Source organism: Lacinutrix gracilariae (assembly GCF_042684485.1).
GTDB lineage: Bacteria > Bacteroidota > Bacteroidia > Flavobacteriales > Flavobacteriaceae > Oceanihabitans > Oceanihabitans gracilariae.
Window position 1 is genome coordinate 281,457 of record NZ_JBHULM010000011.1, and the last position, 18,468, is coordinate 299,924.

At 31.3% G+C, this 18,468-nt stretch carries 19 protein-coding genes; 10 read left to right on the forward strand and 9 right to left on the reverse strand.

Annotated features, from left to right (window positions below):
* Positions 1 to 85 precede the first annotated feature (85 nt).
* Positions 86 to 844: a hypothetical protein gene (locus ACFSSB_RS08405; RefSeq protein WP_379903120.1), complete on the reverse strand. Its 759-nt coding sequence runs from the start codon at positions 842 to 844 to the stop codon at positions 86 to 88.
* A 208-nt stretch (positions 845 to 1,052) separates the two neighbouring features.
* Between ACFSSB_RS08405 and miaB the strand changes: the two genes are divergently transcribed.
* The 7 genes from miaB (at position 1,053) to groL (ending at position 8,095) form a co-directional block, all read left to right on the forward strand.
* Positions 1,053 to 2,501, forward strand: a complete 1,449-nt coding sequence (gene miaB / locus ACFSSB_RS08410; protein WP_379903122.1) for a tRNA (N6-isopentenyl adenosine(37)-C2)-methylthiotransferase MiaB — start codon at positions 1,053 to 1,055, stop codon at positions 2,499 to 2,501.
* Between the two features lie 106 nt (positions 2,502 to 2,607).
* Positions 2,608 to 3,870 (forward strand): sigma-54 interaction domain-containing protein, encoded by a 1,263-nt coding sequence (locus tag ACFSSB_RS08415; RefSeq protein ID WP_379903124.1) that lies wholly within the window; start codon positions 2,608 to 2,610, stop codon positions 3,868 to 3,870.
* Positions 3,871 to 4,050: 180 nt separating this feature from the next.
* A complete protein-coding gene (locus tag ACFSSB_RS08420; protein ID WP_379903126.1) occupies positions 4,051 to 4,557 on the forward strand; it encodes an LptE family protein in 507 nt (168 codons plus the stop codon).
* Between the two features lie 80 nt (positions 4,558 to 4,637).
* On the forward strand, positions 4,638 to 5,561 hold the full coding sequence (locus ACFSSB_RS08425) for a hypothetical protein (protein WP_379903128.1): 924 nt from the start codon (positions 4,638 to 4,640) through the stop codon (positions 5,559 to 5,561).
* A 4-nt stretch (positions 5,562 to 5,565) separates the two neighbouring features.
* Complete coding sequence (gene secG, locus ACFSSB_RS08430; RefSeq protein WP_379903130.1) at positions 5,566 to 5,895, forward strand: preprotein translocase subunit SecG; 330 nt, start codon at positions 5,566 to 5,568, stop codon at positions 5,893 to 5,895.
* Positions 5,896 to 6,078: 183 nt separating this feature from the next.
* Complete coding sequence (locus ACFSSB_RS08435) at positions 6,079 to 6,357, forward strand: co-chaperone GroES (protein WP_379903132.1); 279 nt, start codon at positions 6,079 to 6,081, stop codon at positions 6,355 to 6,357.
* A gap of 100 nt (positions 6,358 to 6,457) precedes the next feature.
* Positions 6,458 to 8,095 (forward strand): chaperonin GroEL, encoded by a 1,638-nt coding sequence (groL, locus tag ACFSSB_RS08440; protein ID WP_379903134.1) that lies wholly within the window; start codon positions 6,458 to 6,460, stop codon positions 8,093 to 8,095.
* A gap of 168 nt (positions 8,096 to 8,263) precedes the next feature.
* Here groL and ACFSSB_RS08445 read toward each other — a convergent pair whose 3' ends face one another.
* From ACFSSB_RS08445 to xrtF, 7 genes are all read right to left on the reverse strand, one after another.
* Positions 8,264 to 8,605 (reverse strand): ribose-5-phosphate isomerase, encoded by a 342-nt coding sequence (locus tag ACFSSB_RS08445; protein WP_379903136.1) that lies wholly within the window; start codon positions 8,603 to 8,605, stop codon positions 8,264 to 8,266.
* Positions 8,606 to 8,656: 51 nt separating this feature from the next.
* On the reverse strand, positions 8,657 to 9,013 hold the full coding sequence (locus ACFSSB_RS08450; RefSeq protein WP_379903138.1) for a heavy-metal-associated domain-containing protein: 357 nt from the start codon (positions 9,011 to 9,013) through the stop codon (positions 8,657 to 8,659).
* Positions 9,014 to 9,081: 68 nt separating this feature from the next.
* Complete coding sequence (locus ACFSSB_RS08455) at positions 9,082 to 11,322, reverse strand: TonB-dependent receptor (RefSeq protein ID WP_379903140.1); 2,241 nt, start codon at positions 11,320 to 11,322, stop codon at positions 9,082 to 9,084.
* Positions 11,323 to 11,360: 38 nt separating this feature from the next.
* Positions 11,361 to 12,086, reverse strand: a complete 726-nt coding sequence (locus ACFSSB_RS08460) for a heavy-metal-associated domain-containing protein (protein ID WP_379903142.1) — start codon at positions 12,084 to 12,086, stop codon at positions 11,361 to 11,363.
* 67 nt (positions 12,087 to 12,153) lie between these two features.
* The gene (locus tag ACFSSB_RS08465; protein ID WP_379903144.1) at positions 12,154 to 12,567 is read right to left on the reverse strand and encodes an HYC_CC_PP family protein; all 414 of its coding nucleotides are present in this window, start codon (positions 12,565 to 12,567) and stop codon (positions 12,154 to 12,156) included.
* 67 nt (positions 12,568 to 12,634) lie between these two features.
* The gene (locus tag ACFSSB_RS08470; RefSeq protein ID WP_379903146.1) at positions 12,635 to 13,063 is read right to left on the reverse strand and encodes an exosortase F system-associated membrane protein; all 429 of its coding nucleotides are present in this window, start codon (positions 13,061 to 13,063) and stop codon (positions 12,635 to 12,637) included.
* 1 nt (position 13,064) lies between these two features.
* Positions 13,065 to 13,607 carry an exosortase family protein XrtF gene (gene xrtF / locus ACFSSB_RS08475; RefSeq protein WP_379903148.1) on the reverse strand — a complete coding sequence of 181 codons (543 nt, stop codon included), beginning with the start codon at positions 13,605 to 13,607 and terminating at the stop codon, positions 13,065 to 13,067.
* A 92-nt stretch (positions 13,608 to 13,699) separates the two neighbouring features.
* On the opposite strand from xrtF, the gene ACFSSB_RS08480 reads away from it, so the two are divergent.
* On the forward strand, positions 13,700 to 14,155 hold the full coding sequence (locus ACFSSB_RS08480) for a GAF domain-containing protein (protein WP_379903150.1): 456 nt from the start codon (positions 13,700 to 13,702) through the stop codon (positions 14,153 to 14,155).
* 119 nt (positions 14,156 to 14,274) lie between these two features.
* On the opposite strand, the gene ACFSSB_RS08485 is transcribed toward ACFSSB_RS08480, so the two are convergent.
* On the reverse strand, positions 14,275 to 15,528 hold the full coding sequence (locus ACFSSB_RS08485; protein ID WP_379903152.1) for an ABC transporter permease: 1,254 nt from the start codon (positions 15,526 to 15,528) through the stop codon (positions 14,275 to 14,277).
* A 197-nt stretch (positions 15,529 to 15,725) separates the two neighbouring features.
* Between ACFSSB_RS08485 and purH the strand changes: the two genes are divergently transcribed.
* A complete protein-coding gene (gene purH, locus ACFSSB_RS08490; protein ID WP_379903154.1) occupies positions 15,726 to 17,258 on the forward strand; it encodes a bifunctional phosphoribosylaminoimidazolecarboxamide formyltransferase/IMP cyclohydrolase in 1,533 nt (510 codons plus the stop codon).
* 169 nt (positions 17,259 to 17,427) lie between these two features.
* A complete protein-coding gene (locus ACFSSB_RS08495; protein ID WP_215967480.1) occupies positions 17,428 to 18,456 on the forward strand; it encodes a rod shape-determining protein in 1,029 nt (342 codons plus the stop codon).
* The last annotated feature ends 12 nt before the right edge of the window (positions 18,457 to 18,468 follow it).

Sequence of the window (18,468 nt, forward strand, 5' to 3'; positions counted from 1 at the left end):
TTATTCTATTTTGAGCTACAAATTCTCAATAAAACTAATAAAAAAAGCCTGATTTAACAGGCTTTTAATACATTTTACAAATATTTTAAAAATTTTCTATTTGCTTGTTTTCTTCTTCTTCATCAAAACCAATACTGTCCTTATATATATAGTATGCAGGAATATATGCAAAAGATGCCGTTACAATAATACCTATAAAACACATAATCATACCAACTATAGAAGCCAAAATAGAACTGACAATAACTAAACCAAAAGTAATTAGCCATTTTTTATTTCCTAAAGCAAAACCAGATTTAACTATTTCTGAAACCGACTGCTCCGGATTAAATGCAAAAATTACATTCATTAAAGTGATAGGTACTACCACATAAAAAATAGGAAGGTAACACAAAAGTATTGCTACTAATGATATACCAAAAGTTGCAAGAGACAATTTTATTAACTTACCTAAGTATGGTTTTCTTAAATAAAAGAAATAATCTTCTTTACCATCTTCCTCTAAATCTTTCATTTTACAAATTCTGTAAAATCCTGCTCGCATACCAAACGAAACTACAGAAGCTATAACAGAAAATACTAGTATAAAAAAGTAGAAAGGCATCATTAACACAAAACTTGACGCTCCTCCATGCTCAAACATATATGGATCTATTAATCCTGCTCCTATTAAAGGCAAATACATTAATAAATAAAAAGGTAAGATAATTAACATACTTAACAATAGCATGACCATACCTTGAATCCAGACTTTTTTAAAAAGCTCGATACTTTTATTAAATATATCGCCAAAATCTAATGTTTTAGCGTTTTGTACTTTACTTTCAAACTCCTGAAATTTCATTATTTATATTATTGATTAGCGATTCAAATGTAAGTAAATTAATAAGAATAGATAAAAAAATACACACTGTCACTTTGTCACTTTCTTTAAAATAATCGTATCTTTGCATACTTATTGAGAAAGTTAAAAAAAAATAATTTTTACCAAAGCTAACCTAAAGTATAGCATAAGTGTAAAAAACAAGACACCTGTATATACAGGCTTGAATATGGAAAAGACTATAGACGAAAGCAAACAAGGAGAAAACCTTGTTTTAGAAAATAAAGAAGGAAATACGCGTAAACTTTTTATTGAAAGTTATGGCTGTGCTATGAACTTTAGCGACAGTGAAATTGTAGCTTCTATTCTATCTAACCAAGGATTTAATACCACACAAAACTTAGAAGATGCAGATTTGGTTCTGGTAAACACTTGCTCTATTCGTGATAAGGCTGAACAAACGGTAAGAAAGCGTTTAGAAAAATACAACAAGGTTAAGAAAAAAGTAAACCCAAACATGAAAGTTGGGGTTTTAGGCTGTATGGCTGAACGCTTAAAAAGCAAATTTTTAGAAGAAGAAAAAATTGTAGATCTTGTTGTTGGTCCTGATGCCTACAAAGACTTACCAAACTTACTTGCTGAAGTAGAAGATGGTAGAGACGCTATAAACGTTATCTTATCTAAAGAAGAAACTTATGGAGATATTTCTCCTGTACGTTTAAACACCAATGGTGTTACTGCTTTTGTTTCTATTACACGTGGTTGTGATAATATGTGTACCTTTTGCGTAGTTCCTTTTACAAGAGGAAGAGAACGTAGTCGCGACCCACAAAGCATTATAGAAGAAATAAATGACCTTTATAATAAAGGGTACAAAGAAATCACCTTACTTGGGCAAAACGTAGATAGCTATTTATGGTATGGTGGAGGCTTAAAAAAAGACTTTGAAAAAGCTACAGATTTTCAAAAAGCAACTGCTACAAATTTCGCGAAACTTTTAGAACTATGTGCAGAAGCACAACCTAAAATGCGTATTCGTTTTTCTACTTCTAATCCGCAAGACATGACCTTAGATGTTGTAGAAACTATGGCTAAATACGAAAACATTTGTAACTACATTCATTTACCTGTTCAAAGCGGAAGCGACAGGATTTTAAAGAAAATGAATAGACAACATACACGCCAAGAATACATGGAGCTTATAGATAATATAAAACGTATTCTTCCAGAATGTACTATTAGTCAAGATATGATTACAGGTTTCCCTACAGAAACCGAAGAAGACCATCAAGACACCTTAAGCTTAATGCAATATGTAAAATATGCCTTTGGTTATATGTTTGCATATTCCGAAAGACCAGGAACTATGGCAGAACGAAAATTAGAAGATGATGTGCCTTTAGAGGTAAAAAAGAGACGTTTACAAGAAGTAATAGACTTACAACTAGAACATAGTTTAGAAAAAACACAGTCTTTTATTGGTAAAACAGTAGAAGTTTTAATTGAAAAAGAAGCAAAAAAAGGAGATCAAGATTGGTCTGGAAGAAACAGCCAAAACCTACTTTGTGTTTTCCCTAAAGAAAACTATAAGGTTGGTGATTTTGTAAATGTAAAAATTACTAGAGTTACAAAAACCACATTAATTGGTGAGCCTTTAGGTTTAAGTGCAAATAATTAAATAAAACATGACAAAAACGCTAAAACTAGAGCCTTTTTGTTTATTTAAAATATTTTAAAAAATAGAAGCCTAGATGCTATATATCTAGGCTCTAGAATCTAAATATATGGAATCCATACAATCTATAAAACAACGTTTTGGTATTATTGGTAACGATGCAACATTAAATCGTGCCATTGAAAAAGCCATACAAGTAGCACCAACAGATATTTCGGTATTAGTTACTGGAGAATCTGGTGTTGGTAAAGAGAGTATTCCTAAAATTATTCATTCGCTCTCCCACAGAAAACATGGTAAATACATTGCAGTAAACTGCGGAGCAATTCCTGAAGGAACCATAGACTCTGAACTTTTCGGACATGAAAAAGGAGCCTTTACAGGAGCAACAGCAACCAGAAATGGATACTTTGAAGTAGCTGATGGAGGAACCATTTTTTTAGATGAAGTTGGTGAACTACCATTAACTACACAAGTACGTTTACTACGTGTTCTTGAAAACGGTGAATTTATTAAAGTTGGTTCTAGTAAAGTACAAAAAACAAACGTGCGTATTGTTGCTGCAACAAACGTAAACATGTTTGAAGCTATTAAAAAAGAAAAGTTTAGAGAAGATTTGTACTATAGATTAAGCACTATAGAAATCAACCTTCCACCACTTCGCGAACGTAAAGAAGATATTCACTTATTATTTAGAAAATTTGCTAGTGACTTTGCTTTAAAATACAAAATGCCAACCATAAAACTATCTGAAGAAGCAGTACAAATGCTTCTTAAATATAGATGGTCTGGTAACATAAGACAATTACGAAACGTAGCAGAACAAATTTCTGTTTTAGAGCAAAACCGTAGTATAGACGCCATTACTCTACAAAGCTACCTACCAACAGGAAGCACCAATTTACCTGCTGTTGTTAAAAGCAACAAATCAGAAAGCGATTTTAGTAATGAGCGTGAAATCTTATACAAGGTTTTGTTTGATATGAAAGCAGATTTAAACGATCTTAAAAAGCTTACCATGGAACTCATGAAAAATGGTAACGCTACAGAAGTACAAGAAAAAAACGAAAGCTTAATTCAAAAAATATATGGCAATGAAGAAGATGCAGCTTATGAAGATGCCAAAGAAGAAGATATAGAATTGCTTTCTATTCCTGAAAACGCAAGTATAGAACCCACAAAAGACACTGCAGACAAGTACCATTTTGCAGAAGAAATTGAAGAAGAAGAAACCCTTTCTTTACACGATAAAGAATTAGAACTAATTAAAAAATCTTTAGAGCGTCACCAAGGAAAACGCAAGTTGGCAGCTGCAGAATTAGGTATAAGTGAGCGTACACTGTATAGAAAAATTAAACAATTTGATTTATAAATTATAAATAGTTTTTTTAGTTTTAGATACATACAACCTGTATATTAACACAACTTTATAGACAGCTATTAAGAACTTTAAATATATTCGTAGTACATAAGCTTTAAAATAGTTGACCATAAAAAGAAAAAATTAAAAAACATAAACATACTAGTACGCTTTTACCAAGCATATTTACACATGAAAAACATACATCGAATACTCCTTTTACTTATTACAACTACTTTTTTTAGTTGTGGTTACTACTCTTTTACAGGAGCCTCTATTGCTTCTAACATAAAAACGTTTCAGGTTAATTATTTTCAAAATAATGCCATTTTAGTAGAACCTGGTTTAAACAGAGATTTTACCATTGCCTTACAAGATTTAATTACCAACCAAACCAATTTAAGTTTACAAAACTCTAATGCCGATTTGGTTTACGAAGGAGAAATTGTAGAATACAGAATTTCACCAACAACAGCAACATCAGAAAACACAGCTGCTCAAAACCGTTTAACCATAAGTGTAAATGTTCGTTTTTTTAATAAGAAAAATGAAGAAGATGATTTTGAAAGACGTTTTTCTTTTTATTATGATTATGGAGCTAGTGACCAACTTACAGGCTCTATAAAAACGACAGCTTTTGAAGAAATTTTTGAACGCCTAACACAAGATATTTTTAATGCCTCATTAGCTAATTGGTAGCTTAATTATTAAACCCTTATTTTTTTGTTTGTTTTAAAAATCTGAAACAAAAAAATAAAACACTAAATTTAACAACGCCAATGAATAATACTGACTTTACATACTTAGTACAGCATCCTCAAGAAGTTACTGCTTTGCAAACCGAAGCGTTAAAAACTGTTCTTGAAGATTTTCCGTATTGTCAATCGGCAAGAGCCATTTACCTTAAAGGATTAAAAAACAAAGAAAGCTTTACATACAACCAAGAACTAAAAAAAACAGCAAGTTACACCTCAGACAGAAGTATCCTGTTTGATTATATCACCTCGCAAGAATTTATTCAAAATGAAATCTCGCAACACATCAAGCAAAATGCAGAACATGTTAAAGACATACAAGTAGATGTTGAAGATATTTCGGTAAACAAAAAAGTTACTTTAGATGATGGTTTAAAACAACAAATAAAAGATACTACAGGAGTTTTAGATCCAGATTTATTTCAACCAAAAATAGAACGCACAAAAATTGCAAACTTTAATGTAGAGGCTTCGCAACAAAAGGAAGAAGATAAAAAACCACAAGAAACAGCAACACCAGAAACCACTACTGCAAGTCAAATTTTAAACCTAGGTAAACCTTTAGAATTTGACCATAATGAAACACATTCTTTTAACGAATGGTTAAAATTAGCACGCTACACTCCTATTGAAAGAGAAGAAAATAAAGAAGAAATAAAAACCGATAGAGAGAAAAAGTTTGACCTAATTGAAAAATTTATAACTAAAAACCCTAAGTTAAAGCCAGCAAAAACAGCTAAGGCAAATATTAATATTGCCGAAGAACAAATGATACAACCAGAAGCTCTAATGACTGAAACATTGGCGCGAATTTATGTAGAACAAAAAAACTATAAAAAGGCTTTACAATCATATAAAATATTAAGTTTGAAATATCCAGAAAAAAGTGGTTTCTTTGCAGACCAAATTAAAGCAGTAAAACAATTACAAGAACAAAACAATAAATAATAACATGTTTACAGTATTTTTAATATTAATAGTAGTGGTAGCATTTTTGCTAGTTGTAGTCATTATGGTACAAAACCCAAAAGGAGGCGGATTATCATCATCATTTGGTGGTGGAGGAACACAACAATTAGGTGGTGTTCAAAAAACAACCGACTTTTTAGACAAAAGCACATGGACACTTGCAACTATTTTAGTGGTATTAATTTTAGTTTCTAACGTTGCTATTAACAGTGGTGGAACAACTACAGAATCTAAAGCTTTAGATACTGATAATGTTACGCAGCCTATTGAAGTACCAACAGCGCCAGCGCAAACAGATAACACTCCAGAATAAACTATTTTATTTTTAAAATAGCACAAAATGCCAACCTATAAAGTTGGCATTTTTTTTTACCCAAATTTATTTTAAACAAAAAACATTTTAGATTTCTGAAACTTTGTCAGTCGTACTCTGTTGGCACATTTTTAGCTTCTTGTAAAAGCAATAAAATTATTATAACTAAATAAAAAATATAAAATGAGTAAAGTAAACATCAAGCCACTTGCAGATCGTGTTTTAGTAGAACCACTTCCTGCAGAAACACAAACAGCATCTGGTTTATTTATTCCAGATTCTGCACAAGAAAAACAACACAAAGGTACTGTTGTAGCAATAGGAACAGGTAAAAAAGATGAGCCTCTTACTGTAAAAGTAGGAGATACTGTTCTTTACGGAAAATATTCAGGTAGCGAATTAAAATTAGATGGTGTAAACTATTTAATGATGCGCGAAGAAGATATAATGGCTATTATATAAGCTGTCATTCCGCATTGTATGCGGAATCTATTCCATCAAACAAATAAGTTAAATTAAAAAGATTCCTGTTTTGGCAGGAATGACAAAAAAAATTTTAAAAATGGCAAAAGACATAAAATTTGATATAGATGCACGCGACGGTTTAAAACGTGGTGTTGATGCATTAGCAAACGCAGTAAAAGTAACTCTTGGTCCTAAAGGACGTAATGTAATTATTAGTAGAAGTTTTGGTGCACCTCAAGTAACAAAAGATGGTGTTTCTGTAGCTAAAGAAATAGAATTAGAAGATGCGCTAGAAAACATGGGAGCGCAAATGGTAAAAGAAGTTGCAAGCAAAACTAATGACCTTGCAGGTGATGGTACTACTACAGCAACTGTTCTTGCTCAAGCAATTGTTAAAGAAGGTTTAAAAAATGTTGCTGCAGGAGCAAATCCTATGGATTTAAAACGTGGTATTGACAAAGCGGTTTCTGCTATTGTTGAAGACCTTGAAAAACAAACTAAAAAAGTTGGTAACTCTTCAGATAAAATAAAACAAGTTGCTTCTATTTCTGCTAATAATGATGATGTTATTGGTGATTTAATTGCTAACGCTTTTGGTAAAGTTGGTAAAGAAGGAGTAATTACTGTTGAAGAAGCTAAAGGAACAGATACTTACGTAGATGTTGTTGAAGGTATGCAGTTTGACAGAGGTTATTTATCTCCTTATTTTGTTACAGATAGTGACAAAATGATTACAGATTTAGAAAACCCTTATATTTTATTGTATGATAAAAAAGTATCTACAATGAAAGATTTACTTCCTGTTCTAGAACCTGTAGCGCAATCTGGTAAACCATTATTAATTATTGCAGAAGATGTTGATGGTGAAGCATTAGCTACTTTAGTAGTAAACAAATTACGTGGTTCTTTAAAAATTGCTGCTGTAAAAGCACCAGGATTTGGTGACAGACGTAAAGCAATGCTAGAAGATATTGCTATCTTAACAGGAGGAACTGTTGTTTCTGAAGAAAGAGGATTTACTTTAGAAAATACTACTCTAGATATGCTTGGTACTGCAGAACGCATTACTATAGACAAAGACAACACAACTGTTGTTAATGGTTCTGGAGACAAAAACATAATTAAAAACAGAGTAAACCAAATTAAATCACAAATTGAAACTACAACTAGTGATTATGATAAGGAAAAACTTCAAGAACGTTTAGCTAAACTTGCTGGTGGAGTTGCTGTACTTTATGTTGGTGCTGCTAGTGAAGTAGAAATGAAAGAAAAGAAAGATAGAGTTGATGATGCTTTACATGCTACACGTGCCGCTGTAGAAGAAGGTATTGTTGCTGGTGGTGGAGTTGCTTTAGTTCGTGCTAAAAAAGTATTAGAAAAAATTACTACTGTAAATTTAGACGAAACTACAGGAGTTCAAATAGTAAATAAAGCTATTGAAGCACCATTACGTACTATTGTTGAAAATGCTGGTGGCGAAGGAAGTGTTGTTATTAACAAAGTATTAGAAGGAGAAAAAGACTTTGGTTATGACGCAAAATCGGATGCTTATGTAGACATGCTTAAAGCTGGAATTATCGATCCTAAAAAAGTAACTAGAATTGCATTAGAAAATGCTGCTTCTGTTTCTGGAATGATCTTAACTACAGAATGTGCATTAATCGACATTAAAGAAGATGCTCCTGCTGGAGGAATGCCTGCTGGAATGGGAGGCGGAATGCCAGGAATGATGTAATAGCGAGTCGCTGTAGACAGTTTACTCACTCTTATGTATAATAAGAAGAGTCTTCTGTTAATCATCAAAACACATAAAATTTAAAAAACGCTTCTAGATATTTCTAGGAGCGTTTTTTTTATGGAATAATTTGTTTCTTGTTTACCAAAAAAGGTAAACTCTTAAATTTTAATTAAACCAAACCGCATATTTCTGCCTGCGTAACTCTAAAGCAAGCGTTACTTCCATTTTTAAAGCTGCTGCTCTGGTGGTAATTGGGTCTATATGGTTGTATAAACTCGGACGAAGATACAATCCGTATTTCTCCACAATATTTGAAGACAGCTTATAGCCTTTCTTATTTCTATAACCTGTTTTATGTTGTGTAAAACGTTCTTTTGGTGTCTTACTTGTCATGCCAACATACAAACATTGCAACACGCCATTAAATTGCGGATTGGCATTTCTAAACTTAGCATTTTCGGTAAACACACGTTTAGATAATTCGATAACGTAAATTTGGTATGGCATACACTAAAAATAAAAAAGCCTGAATTAATATTCAGGCTTTTTTTAATTTATTTAATCTTTATGATCTTCTTGTACTTCTAAATCACGATATCTACAACAAGGATGCACACTATTATATGCTTCTTCTGTAGCTTTTAAATCTTTAGTATCATGACCAGCTGCTGCAATACCAGTATGAATTTCGTTTAAATTGGTTTTTGCTTCATTGTAAATTAACTTTAATTCATGTGTGTCTACACTCCAAATGGCAGATTTCACTCCTTTAATTTTAAAGCAAGCTTTTTCAATTCTATCTTTACACATACCACAAACACCATCTACCTCAATAGATGCTTTTGCATTTTTGTTTTGAGCAAATGATGTTACTCCTACAAATAATAAGACGATTAATGCTATTGTTTTTTTCATTTTAAATGGTTTTTATTTTATAAAATTTAGTTTATATTAATAAGATTCCTGCTTTTACAAGAATTTGTTTATTGTATTTTAAATCGTAATCCTGCGTAATAATTAGATCCATATATAGGACCATATACTAAAGTAGTATCAAAATTTGAACCAAAAGGATCATCTGCTCCTAATATTGGATTATCTTGTCTTACATTAGTTACATTTTCTCCTCCTAAATATACTTCAAATTTAGGAGAAAATACTTTTGTTACTTGCAAGTTTAAAGTACCTATGGTTGGCGAATATTCACCCAATTGATATGCTGTTGGGTTAGATGCTGTAGAAGAAAAACGCTGCTTACCTAACCAGTTAAATGTTGCATCCATTTTCCAATGTCCTGTTTTTCCTTCTTTAATTGCTGTTTCATAAGATGCATTAGCAAAAAACCTGTTTTTAGGCACTAATGGTTTTTCTAATTTTTCGGTACCATATTGTGTTTGTACATCATAATACTTGTATGCTAAACGCATATCAAATCCTTCAAAAGCATTGTAATTAAACTCTGCTTGAAAGCTATTGGCATAACTATCTCCTTCTAAATTATAAAAATTTACTTCCTGCGGATTTTCATAATCTACAACTACTTGGTTTTGAAAATCGGTTTTATAATAATCTACAGTGATATCTGCTTTTCTGTTAAACAAATTAAATCCTTGTAAAAAAGAAACACCATAATTCCATGCTATTTCTGGGTCTAAACCATAAATGTTTCCGTCTGTATTTAAAATATTTATACTTCTTGATGTAGAGAATATATTTTGGTTTTCGGCAAAAATACTTGCGCTACGCTTTCCTCTTCCAAAAGAAGCACGTAATGCAGATTTTCCCCAAGGTGTATATCTAGCATGTACTCGAGGCGTAATAAATGTTCCTAATAGATTATGAGAATCTACACGAATTCCTGCTGTAACATTTAGGTTTTTTAAATTATCATAAGCATATTCAAAAAAGGCACCAAAATCTGCTTCATTTCTTCCGTAATCTATAGTGTTTACTACTTCATCATAATGATCATAAGTGTAACTCAACCCTGTTTTAAACTTACTTCTAGAATCACTAATAATAGAACTATAAATAATAGTAGTATATAAACTGTTTTGTTTAATATCATAGTCGTTTAAGCCAAAATAAGAATCTTGTTCATGGCTACTGTAAGCTGTTTGCACACCAATACTTTGCCAAGGAATTTCTGGGTTTACGTATCCAAATTTAGCAGAGACCTCATAGCGTTTTGTATCTATTTCTCCTCCCCAAGCATTGGTTGTACCTCGATCTGTTTCTGGGTCAAAACTTACTTCTCCAGTTTGTTTTTCGTCGTTTAAAAACTTAAAATTAACAAAGCTTACCAATCCTTTTTCTTGATTGGTATACTGCCAACGATTCATTAAATTGATTTGGTTGTATAATGGCATATCTAAAAATCCGTCGTCATTTACATCGTGTTTTTCGTTATGCATATTACCATGTACATAAATACCTGTATCCCACTTTTCACTCACTTTAGTATTAAAATGTGTATTTAATTCTAAACGCGTATTACTTGCTCCGTAAAGGTTTACATAAAATTTATCATCTGTAGACGGTTTTACTAGTTCTGCATTTATTTGTCCTGCAATACTTTCAAAACCAGTCACCACACTTCCTGCTCCTTTGGTTATTTGTATACTTTCTACCCAAGTACCTGGAATAAAACTTAAACCAAATGCTTGTGATGCACCACGAATTGATGGTATATTTTCGGTTGCAATTAATAGATAAGGACTAGTTAAACCTAACATTTTAATCTGCCTTGTTCCTGTTACTGCATCAGCAAAGTTAACGTCAATAGAAGGGTTGGTTTCAAAACTTTCAGACAAATTACAACATGCTGCTTTTAGCAACTCTTTACTACTTACCGTAAATGTATTTGCTGCCTTTAAGTAAGATTTTGCTGTTGCTTGTTTTCTTGAAGTTACGGTAACTTCGCCTAATTCGCTTTTAGCCTCTAATACCACATGTACTTTTTGCGGTTTAGTAATAGTTATAGTATCGGTTTTAAAACCTACATAACTAACCACTAACTTTTTATAAGATGCGTTATACGGAATGGTAAAATTACCATCAAAATCTGAAGTAGTACCAACCGTTGTGTCTAACCAATATACATTTGCTCCAAACAAGGGCAAGTGTTCATTGGCTTCATTAGCTTCCATAACCATTCCGCTAATTTTATCTTGCGAAAAGATAGTAATAGGAAGCATCAATAATATATATATTATTTTTTTCATTGTATATTTTTTTATTTCCGTGAAAACGGGAATCTATTTTAATTGTAAATTTTTAGTAGCATGATTATAGCCATAACTAGCATGATGCTATTTTCTATAAAGGTAGCTTTAGTCATTGGTAGCTTTAATGCAGTACCAAGGCATGCACATTGTATTGCTTTTTTATCTAGCAAGCTTTTGGTCACACCAACGGTTGTAATTCCTAGAATGATTACTGTAATGATTAATGCTAACGGAATTTGAATTCGCATTAAGAATAAAATACCCAAGGCTAATTCTATAAAAGGATACACCCAACCATAGGCTGGAATTAATTTTGCTAACGGATCATACATTTTAAAAGATTCTGGAAATCCTTTTAAATCTAGAAACTTAAAAAAGCTAAAAACCACATAAAAAAGTCCCATAAAGTCTAGCATGAATGCTGAAGAATCCCAAGGATTATAATTTAGTAAAACCGAAGCGCCAATAATAAAGATAAAGATTAAAAACAGCGGAAAAAGTTGTTGTATATCTGTTTTTTCTTCCTCTTTTTTAGCAGAAGAAAACACATTAACTTCTTCTTTGTTAGAAATAGTGTATTTATTAGAAAGTGCCTCTTGCAAGGTTTCTAAAGGTATGTGTGTAGACATTGTAATAGTAACTTCCTTAGCTTCTAAATGTGCTGTTGCATTAGTTACCTGTTGTAAAGCTTTTAATTCTTTTTCTACAGATGCTTTACAACCATTACAAGTCATTCCTGTAACTGTATATGTATGTTGCATGAATTTATGTTTGATGTATTAATAAGTAATTGCTTTTCGTTAACACGAAAGGAAAAACATTAAAAAATCAAATCAAGAAAGTATCATTAAGTAATTGTATATCTACAACTATATTAGGTGGAGAGTAATCTTTATGCGGAATAACCTGTTTTGGCAAACCTTCAAAAAGATAAACATAAGAATATGCAAAAGATGCTAAAAATTGTTGTTGCTCAAAATCTAGGTCGTCAAAAGTTTTAATAGTTAAATCTTTCTGACCTTGAATAACATCTATTTGATCTTTACAACAAGACATTTTAGTAATTGTTTCCTGGTCCATTTCAAAAGGTTCTAAACCACATTTTTCTCCTTCAGAAAAAATAGAAACATCTACTAAAACATCACCACAGAAGTGCTTTTCAATAGTAAGAGATACTGTTGAAAATAACACTAGAAAGGCTAATGTTACAGAAAAGCTTGTATGTAATATTTTTTTTATCATTCTTAAATGCGATACAAAATTACAAAAACTAAGTTTAAAATCCTTGTTTTACAAAATCATTAACAAATTACTCTTGTTGTTTAAAATAATAAAACGCAGGAATCAAGAGCAATAAAATCAATGGTTGAATTAAAAACCTTCGTACGTTAAAGAATAAATAATAGTCTTCTTGTCTTGGATTTATTACAAAATATAAAAACAATAATAAAAGTACTACTAAGGCAATTGCATATAAAATAGCCGAAAATTTAATAATGTTTTTGTCTTTAAACAGCACAAACAAAATAGCTAAAGACAAAATGGTATTTAAAGCGTATCGCAACACTGTAAACGCTGTTAATTTAAATGTTTCTTGTCTTGGCGAATCTAAATACAGATAATCATTTTTAAAAAAAGACAAATATGGATCGTAGAAAATTTGTTCTTCAAAAACGCGAATTAACACGAGTAAAGTACCTAAAACAAGAAGTAAACCGTATTTAACAAATGTATTCATCTTACTTTTTTGAATTAGAAAAACGATTCACCCAAACCATCCAAAGCAAACAAACCATACCATAAATTATGGCTGGAAATATTACAGTATGCAAAATATCTTTTCGCCAAGGATAATGATACAAACCAACAGAAAGTATTACTATTCTAATTAAATTAGCAATGTATATTAACACACTACCTGCTAAAATATAAAGTACTGTAATTTTAAATGTACTTGAAAAGGCTATTATAAAAGATATAAACAAAATAATAATACTTATAGAGTTGCAACCTTCTATTACTCGAGCTACATATTTTTCGTTTATAATTAATTTTAAGGAAGCTTCGTTTGGATGTGGCAATAACTGCACTCTATAATCTAGAGCATTTAAAATTTCCTTACTTTGTTTAGCCACCAAATTGGTCAAGTAATCTGGATAATACGTATTACCTGAAGAATATTGCAAAAACAATTTATAGCTAAAGGTTAAGACTGCATAAACCATTAAAAAAGTGGCTATAAATTTTAATACAGACTTATATTTTATAAAAAGTTGTTTCAAAGATTTACTTTTAATTTACTTGGTTAAATTTATGCAAAATGTGATAATATATATTGGTTTTTAAATACTTTTGTAAAAAGTTTTTTAATCCTATGAATTTCGAGCAGTTAAAACCAGAAATAACAACAATAATAAATCAAAAAGAGGCTACAAAAGACGATAAGTTATTATCTATTTGCAAGCTTCTTGAAGAACATATTACCTATTACAATTGGGTTGGTTTCTATTTTAAAAATGGAGATAAAAACGAATTGAAATTAGGTCCTTATGTAGGTGATCCTACAGATCACGTAATCATTCCTTTTGGTAAAGGTATTTGCGGACAAGTTGCTGTTAGCAATGAAAACTTTGTGGTAGCAGATGTTGCTGCACAAGACAATTATATTGCATGTAGCATTACAGTTAAAGCTGAAATAGTAATTCCTATTTTTGTAAATGGTGAAAATATTGGTCAAATAGATATAGACTCTAATACTCCTGATCCTTTTACTGAAGAAGACGAACGCTTTTTAGAGTTTGTTTGCGCACAAGTAGCCACACTACTATAGTAGCTTTTTAGAGAAGAAAAAAAAAAAACATAAAATTCCAAATAGCAGTATTACCAAATAATATGCTTTTTGGAGTTTTTTTTTGCTATTTACTCCTGCAATACTTTAAATCTTGAATGCTACATTCCTGTTCTAATAGCTTCTACAGGATCTAGTTTAGACGCAGAAAGCGCAGGAATAACTCCAGAAACCAAGCCTATTATAGTAGAGAGTATAAAACCAAGAAACATATTGCTATAAGACAATACAAACTCAAAACTATCTGTAAGTTGCGTCATTAATAAGGAAACTATCCAAACAAAAAACAAACCTACTAAACCACCAATAACAGCTAAAATTACGGCTTCAAACAAAAACTGAAACAAAATAAATCTGTTTTTTGCTCCTAATGATTTTTGAATACCAATTAAATTGGTTCTTTCTTTTACACTAACAAACATAATATTAGCAATACCAAAACCTCCTACAAGAAGAGAGAAACCACTAATAATCCAACCCATAAAATTTAGTTGTCCTGTAATATTATCTATTAAATCGGTAAAACCTTGAAGCTCGTTAACAAAAAAGTTATTATCTTCTCCTGCTTTTAAACCTCTAAAGTTTCTTAATCCTTGTGCTATTACCGCATTAAATTCAGATAAGTCAATTCCTGATTCTGGTTTTACAATTATTGCAGGAAACGCTCTTTTATTATTATCACCTAAAAGTCTTCGCACAAAATTTACAGGCAAAATAGCTGCGGTATCTTTAGAGTTTCCAAACAAACCAGAGCCTTCCTTTTCAAGTACACCAATAACTGTAAATTTTCTTCCGTAAAGCCTTACTACTTTACCTATAGGATTTAAATTACCAAATAAACTACTAGCTATTTCATCTCCTAAAACCACTACTGGCGAACCAGAATTAGATTCCGATTCATTAAAAAACCTTCCCTCTCCTATTTGTAAACTTTCAATGTTATAATAACCACTTGTTACTGCTGCAATCTGTACATTTTCAACAGAGGCAGCATCATATTTAATGGTTTCAGGATTTACATTTAGCGAAAAAGAAGCCGCTTCAACATTAGGAATTTTATTTTCTATAAACTGAAATTCTTCATAAGTAACATCAGGAAATTGTTCTCTTTTCCATTGCGGAATGGTACTAGGTCCAAAAGAAAAACGCATGATATAAAGTGTACTATTATCTAAAGAACTAATACTACCTTTAATATCATTTTTTAAAGAATCTACTGCTGCTAAAACTGCTATTATAGAAAATATACCAATAGTAACACCTAACAAAGACAAAAACGTTCGCAGTTTATTGTTTGTCAAAGCACTAATAGCAAAAGAAAAACTCTCTTTAAAGAGACGTAAATACAGTAACATATGCAGTAAAAATTATACTTTTTTAAAGAATTATAAAGGTAAGACGTTTTTATATAATATTTGTTACAAATAAATGAAAACAAATAAGAGCACATATGTTGTTAATAACTCCTTGTTTTAGTTAAAAAAACAAATGCATTTTCTCTTATAAAAAGCACTAAATATTCCTATTTTTGCAGGCAAATAACACAACTATAATGAGCAACAGTAAAACAATTAAGTCTGCACTAATTTCGGTATTTAGTAAAGACGGTTTAGAACCAATTGTAAAACAATTAAACAAACAAGGTGTAACCATTTATTCCACTGGTGGAACACAAAAATTTATTAATGATTTAGGAATAGATGTCGTTCCTGTAGAAGATGTAACTTCATATCCTTCTATTCTTGGAGGTCGTGTAAAAACATTACACCCAAAAGTTTTTGGTGGAATCTTAAACAGACAAAACCATGATGGTGATGTTGCAGAAATGGAAGAATACAACATTCCGCAGATAGATGTGGTAATTGTTGATTTATATCCTTTTGAAAAAACAGTAGCTTCAGGAGCAAGCGAACAAGATATTATTGAAAAAATTGATATAGGAGGAATTTCATTAATTCGTGCAGCTGCTAAAAATTATGCAGATGTAATTTGCGTTTCTTCGGTAAATGACTATGCTGAATTTTTAGAATTAATTACAGAAAAAAACGGAACCTTAACAGAAGCAGACAGAAAATTATTTGCTGCAAAAGCATTTAATGTTTCTTCGCATTATGATTCTGCCATTTTTAATTACTTCAATAAAAACCATGAAATCGCTTCTTTTAAACTTAGCGAAACGCAAGGTAAAGTATTACGTTATGGAGAAAATCCGCACCAAAAAGGATTTTTCTTTGGTGATTTTGACGAAATATTTACAAAACTTCATGGTAAAGAATTAAGCTACAACAACCTTTTAGATGTAGATGCAGCTGTAAATTTAATTAATGAATTTAAAGGCGAAGCTCCTACATTTGCAGTATTAAAACATAACAATGCTTGCGGATTTGCTCAACGTGAAACCGTTTTAGAATCGTATATCGATGCTTTAGCAGGAGATCCTGTTTCTGCTTTTGGTGGTGTATTAATTAGCAATACAGAAATAGACAAAGCAACAGCAGAAGAAATTCACAAATTATTTTGCGAAGTAGTAATAGCACCTTCTTTTTCTGATGAAGCTTTAGAGATTTTAAAAGGAAAGAAAAACAGAATCTTACTTGTTTTAAAAGATTTTGATTTCCCGGAAACAACAGTAAGAACTTGTTTAAATGGTGTTTTAGTACAAGACAGAAACTCTAAAACAGATGCTTTAGAAGATTTAAAAGATGCTACAAACAATAAACCAACACAAAAAGAGTTAGATGATTTAATCTTTGCTTCTAAAATTTGTAAGCATACCAAATCAAACACTATTGTTTTAGTAAAAAACAAACAACTATGTGCTAGCGGAACAGGACAAACAAGTCGTGTAGATGCATTAAACCAAGCCATACACAAAGCACAATCTTTTAATTTTGAATTACAAGGTGCAGTAATGGCAAGTGATGCATTTTTTCCGTTTCCAGATTGTGTAGAGATTGCTAAAAACGCAGGAGTTACAGCAGTAATACAACCAGGAGGATCTATAAAAGACCAATTGAGTATTGATTATTGTAATGATAATGATGTAGCTATGGTTTTTACAGGTACAAGACATTTTAAACACTAGGTTGTTATCTCCTTAGTGAGAATTAAAATAGTATCTAAATAGTTGAAAATCTATACTTAATTTTATAGATTTTCAACTATTAAAACATTAACTTTAAAAATCATATTTAGAAAGAGTTTTACTACCTTTACGAGATTTGATTTTTTAACGCATATAATTAAAATAAAGAATGGGATTTTTTGACTTCTTAACCGAAGAGATTGCAATAGATTTAGGAACTGCAAATACTTTAATTATTCATAATGATAAAGTAGTTGTAGACAGTCCGTCCATAGTTGCTAGAGATAGAATAACAGGAAAAATTATTGCTGTTGGTAAAGAAGCAAGTATGATGCAAGGAAAAACGCATGAAAACATTAAAACTATTAGACCATTAAAAGATGGTGTAATTGCAGATTTTGATGCTTCAGAGCAAATGATCAGCATGTTTATTAAAAACATTCCAGCTTTAAAAAAGAAACTTTTTACTCCAGCATTACGTATGGTAATTTGTATTCCTTCAGGAATTACAGAAGTAGAAATGCGAGCAGTAAAAGAAAGTGCAGAGCGTGTAAATGGTAAAGAAGTTTACTTAATACATGAGCCTATGGCTGCTGCAATTGGTATTGGTGTAGATATTATGCAACCAAAAGGAAACATGATTGTTGATATTGGAGGTGGTACTACAGAAATTGCAGTAATAGCTCTTGGTGGTATTGTTTGTGACAAATCTGTAAAAATTGCAGGTGATGTATTTACAAATGATATTATTTATTACATGCGTACACAACACAATTTATATGTTGGTGAGCGTACTGCCGAAAAAATTAAAATTCAAATTGGTGCTGCAACAGAAGATTTAGATCTTCCGCCAGAAGATATGAGCGTTCAAGGTCGTGACCTATTAACAGGAAAACCAAAGCAAGTACAAATATCCTATCGTGAAATTGCTAAAGCTTTAGATAAATCTATTCTTCGTATTGAAGACGCTGTAATGGAAACCTTATCACAAACTCCTCCAGAATTGGCAGCAGATATTTATAACACAGGAATCTACCTTGCAGGTGGAGGATCTATGCTACGTGGTTTAGACAAACGTTTATCGCAAAAAACAGACTTACCAGTTTATATTGCAGAAGATCCATTACGTGCTGTTGTTCGTGGAACCGGAATTACACTTAAAAACTTAGCTAAATTCAAAAGCGTATTGATTAAATAAGAGTAATACCCA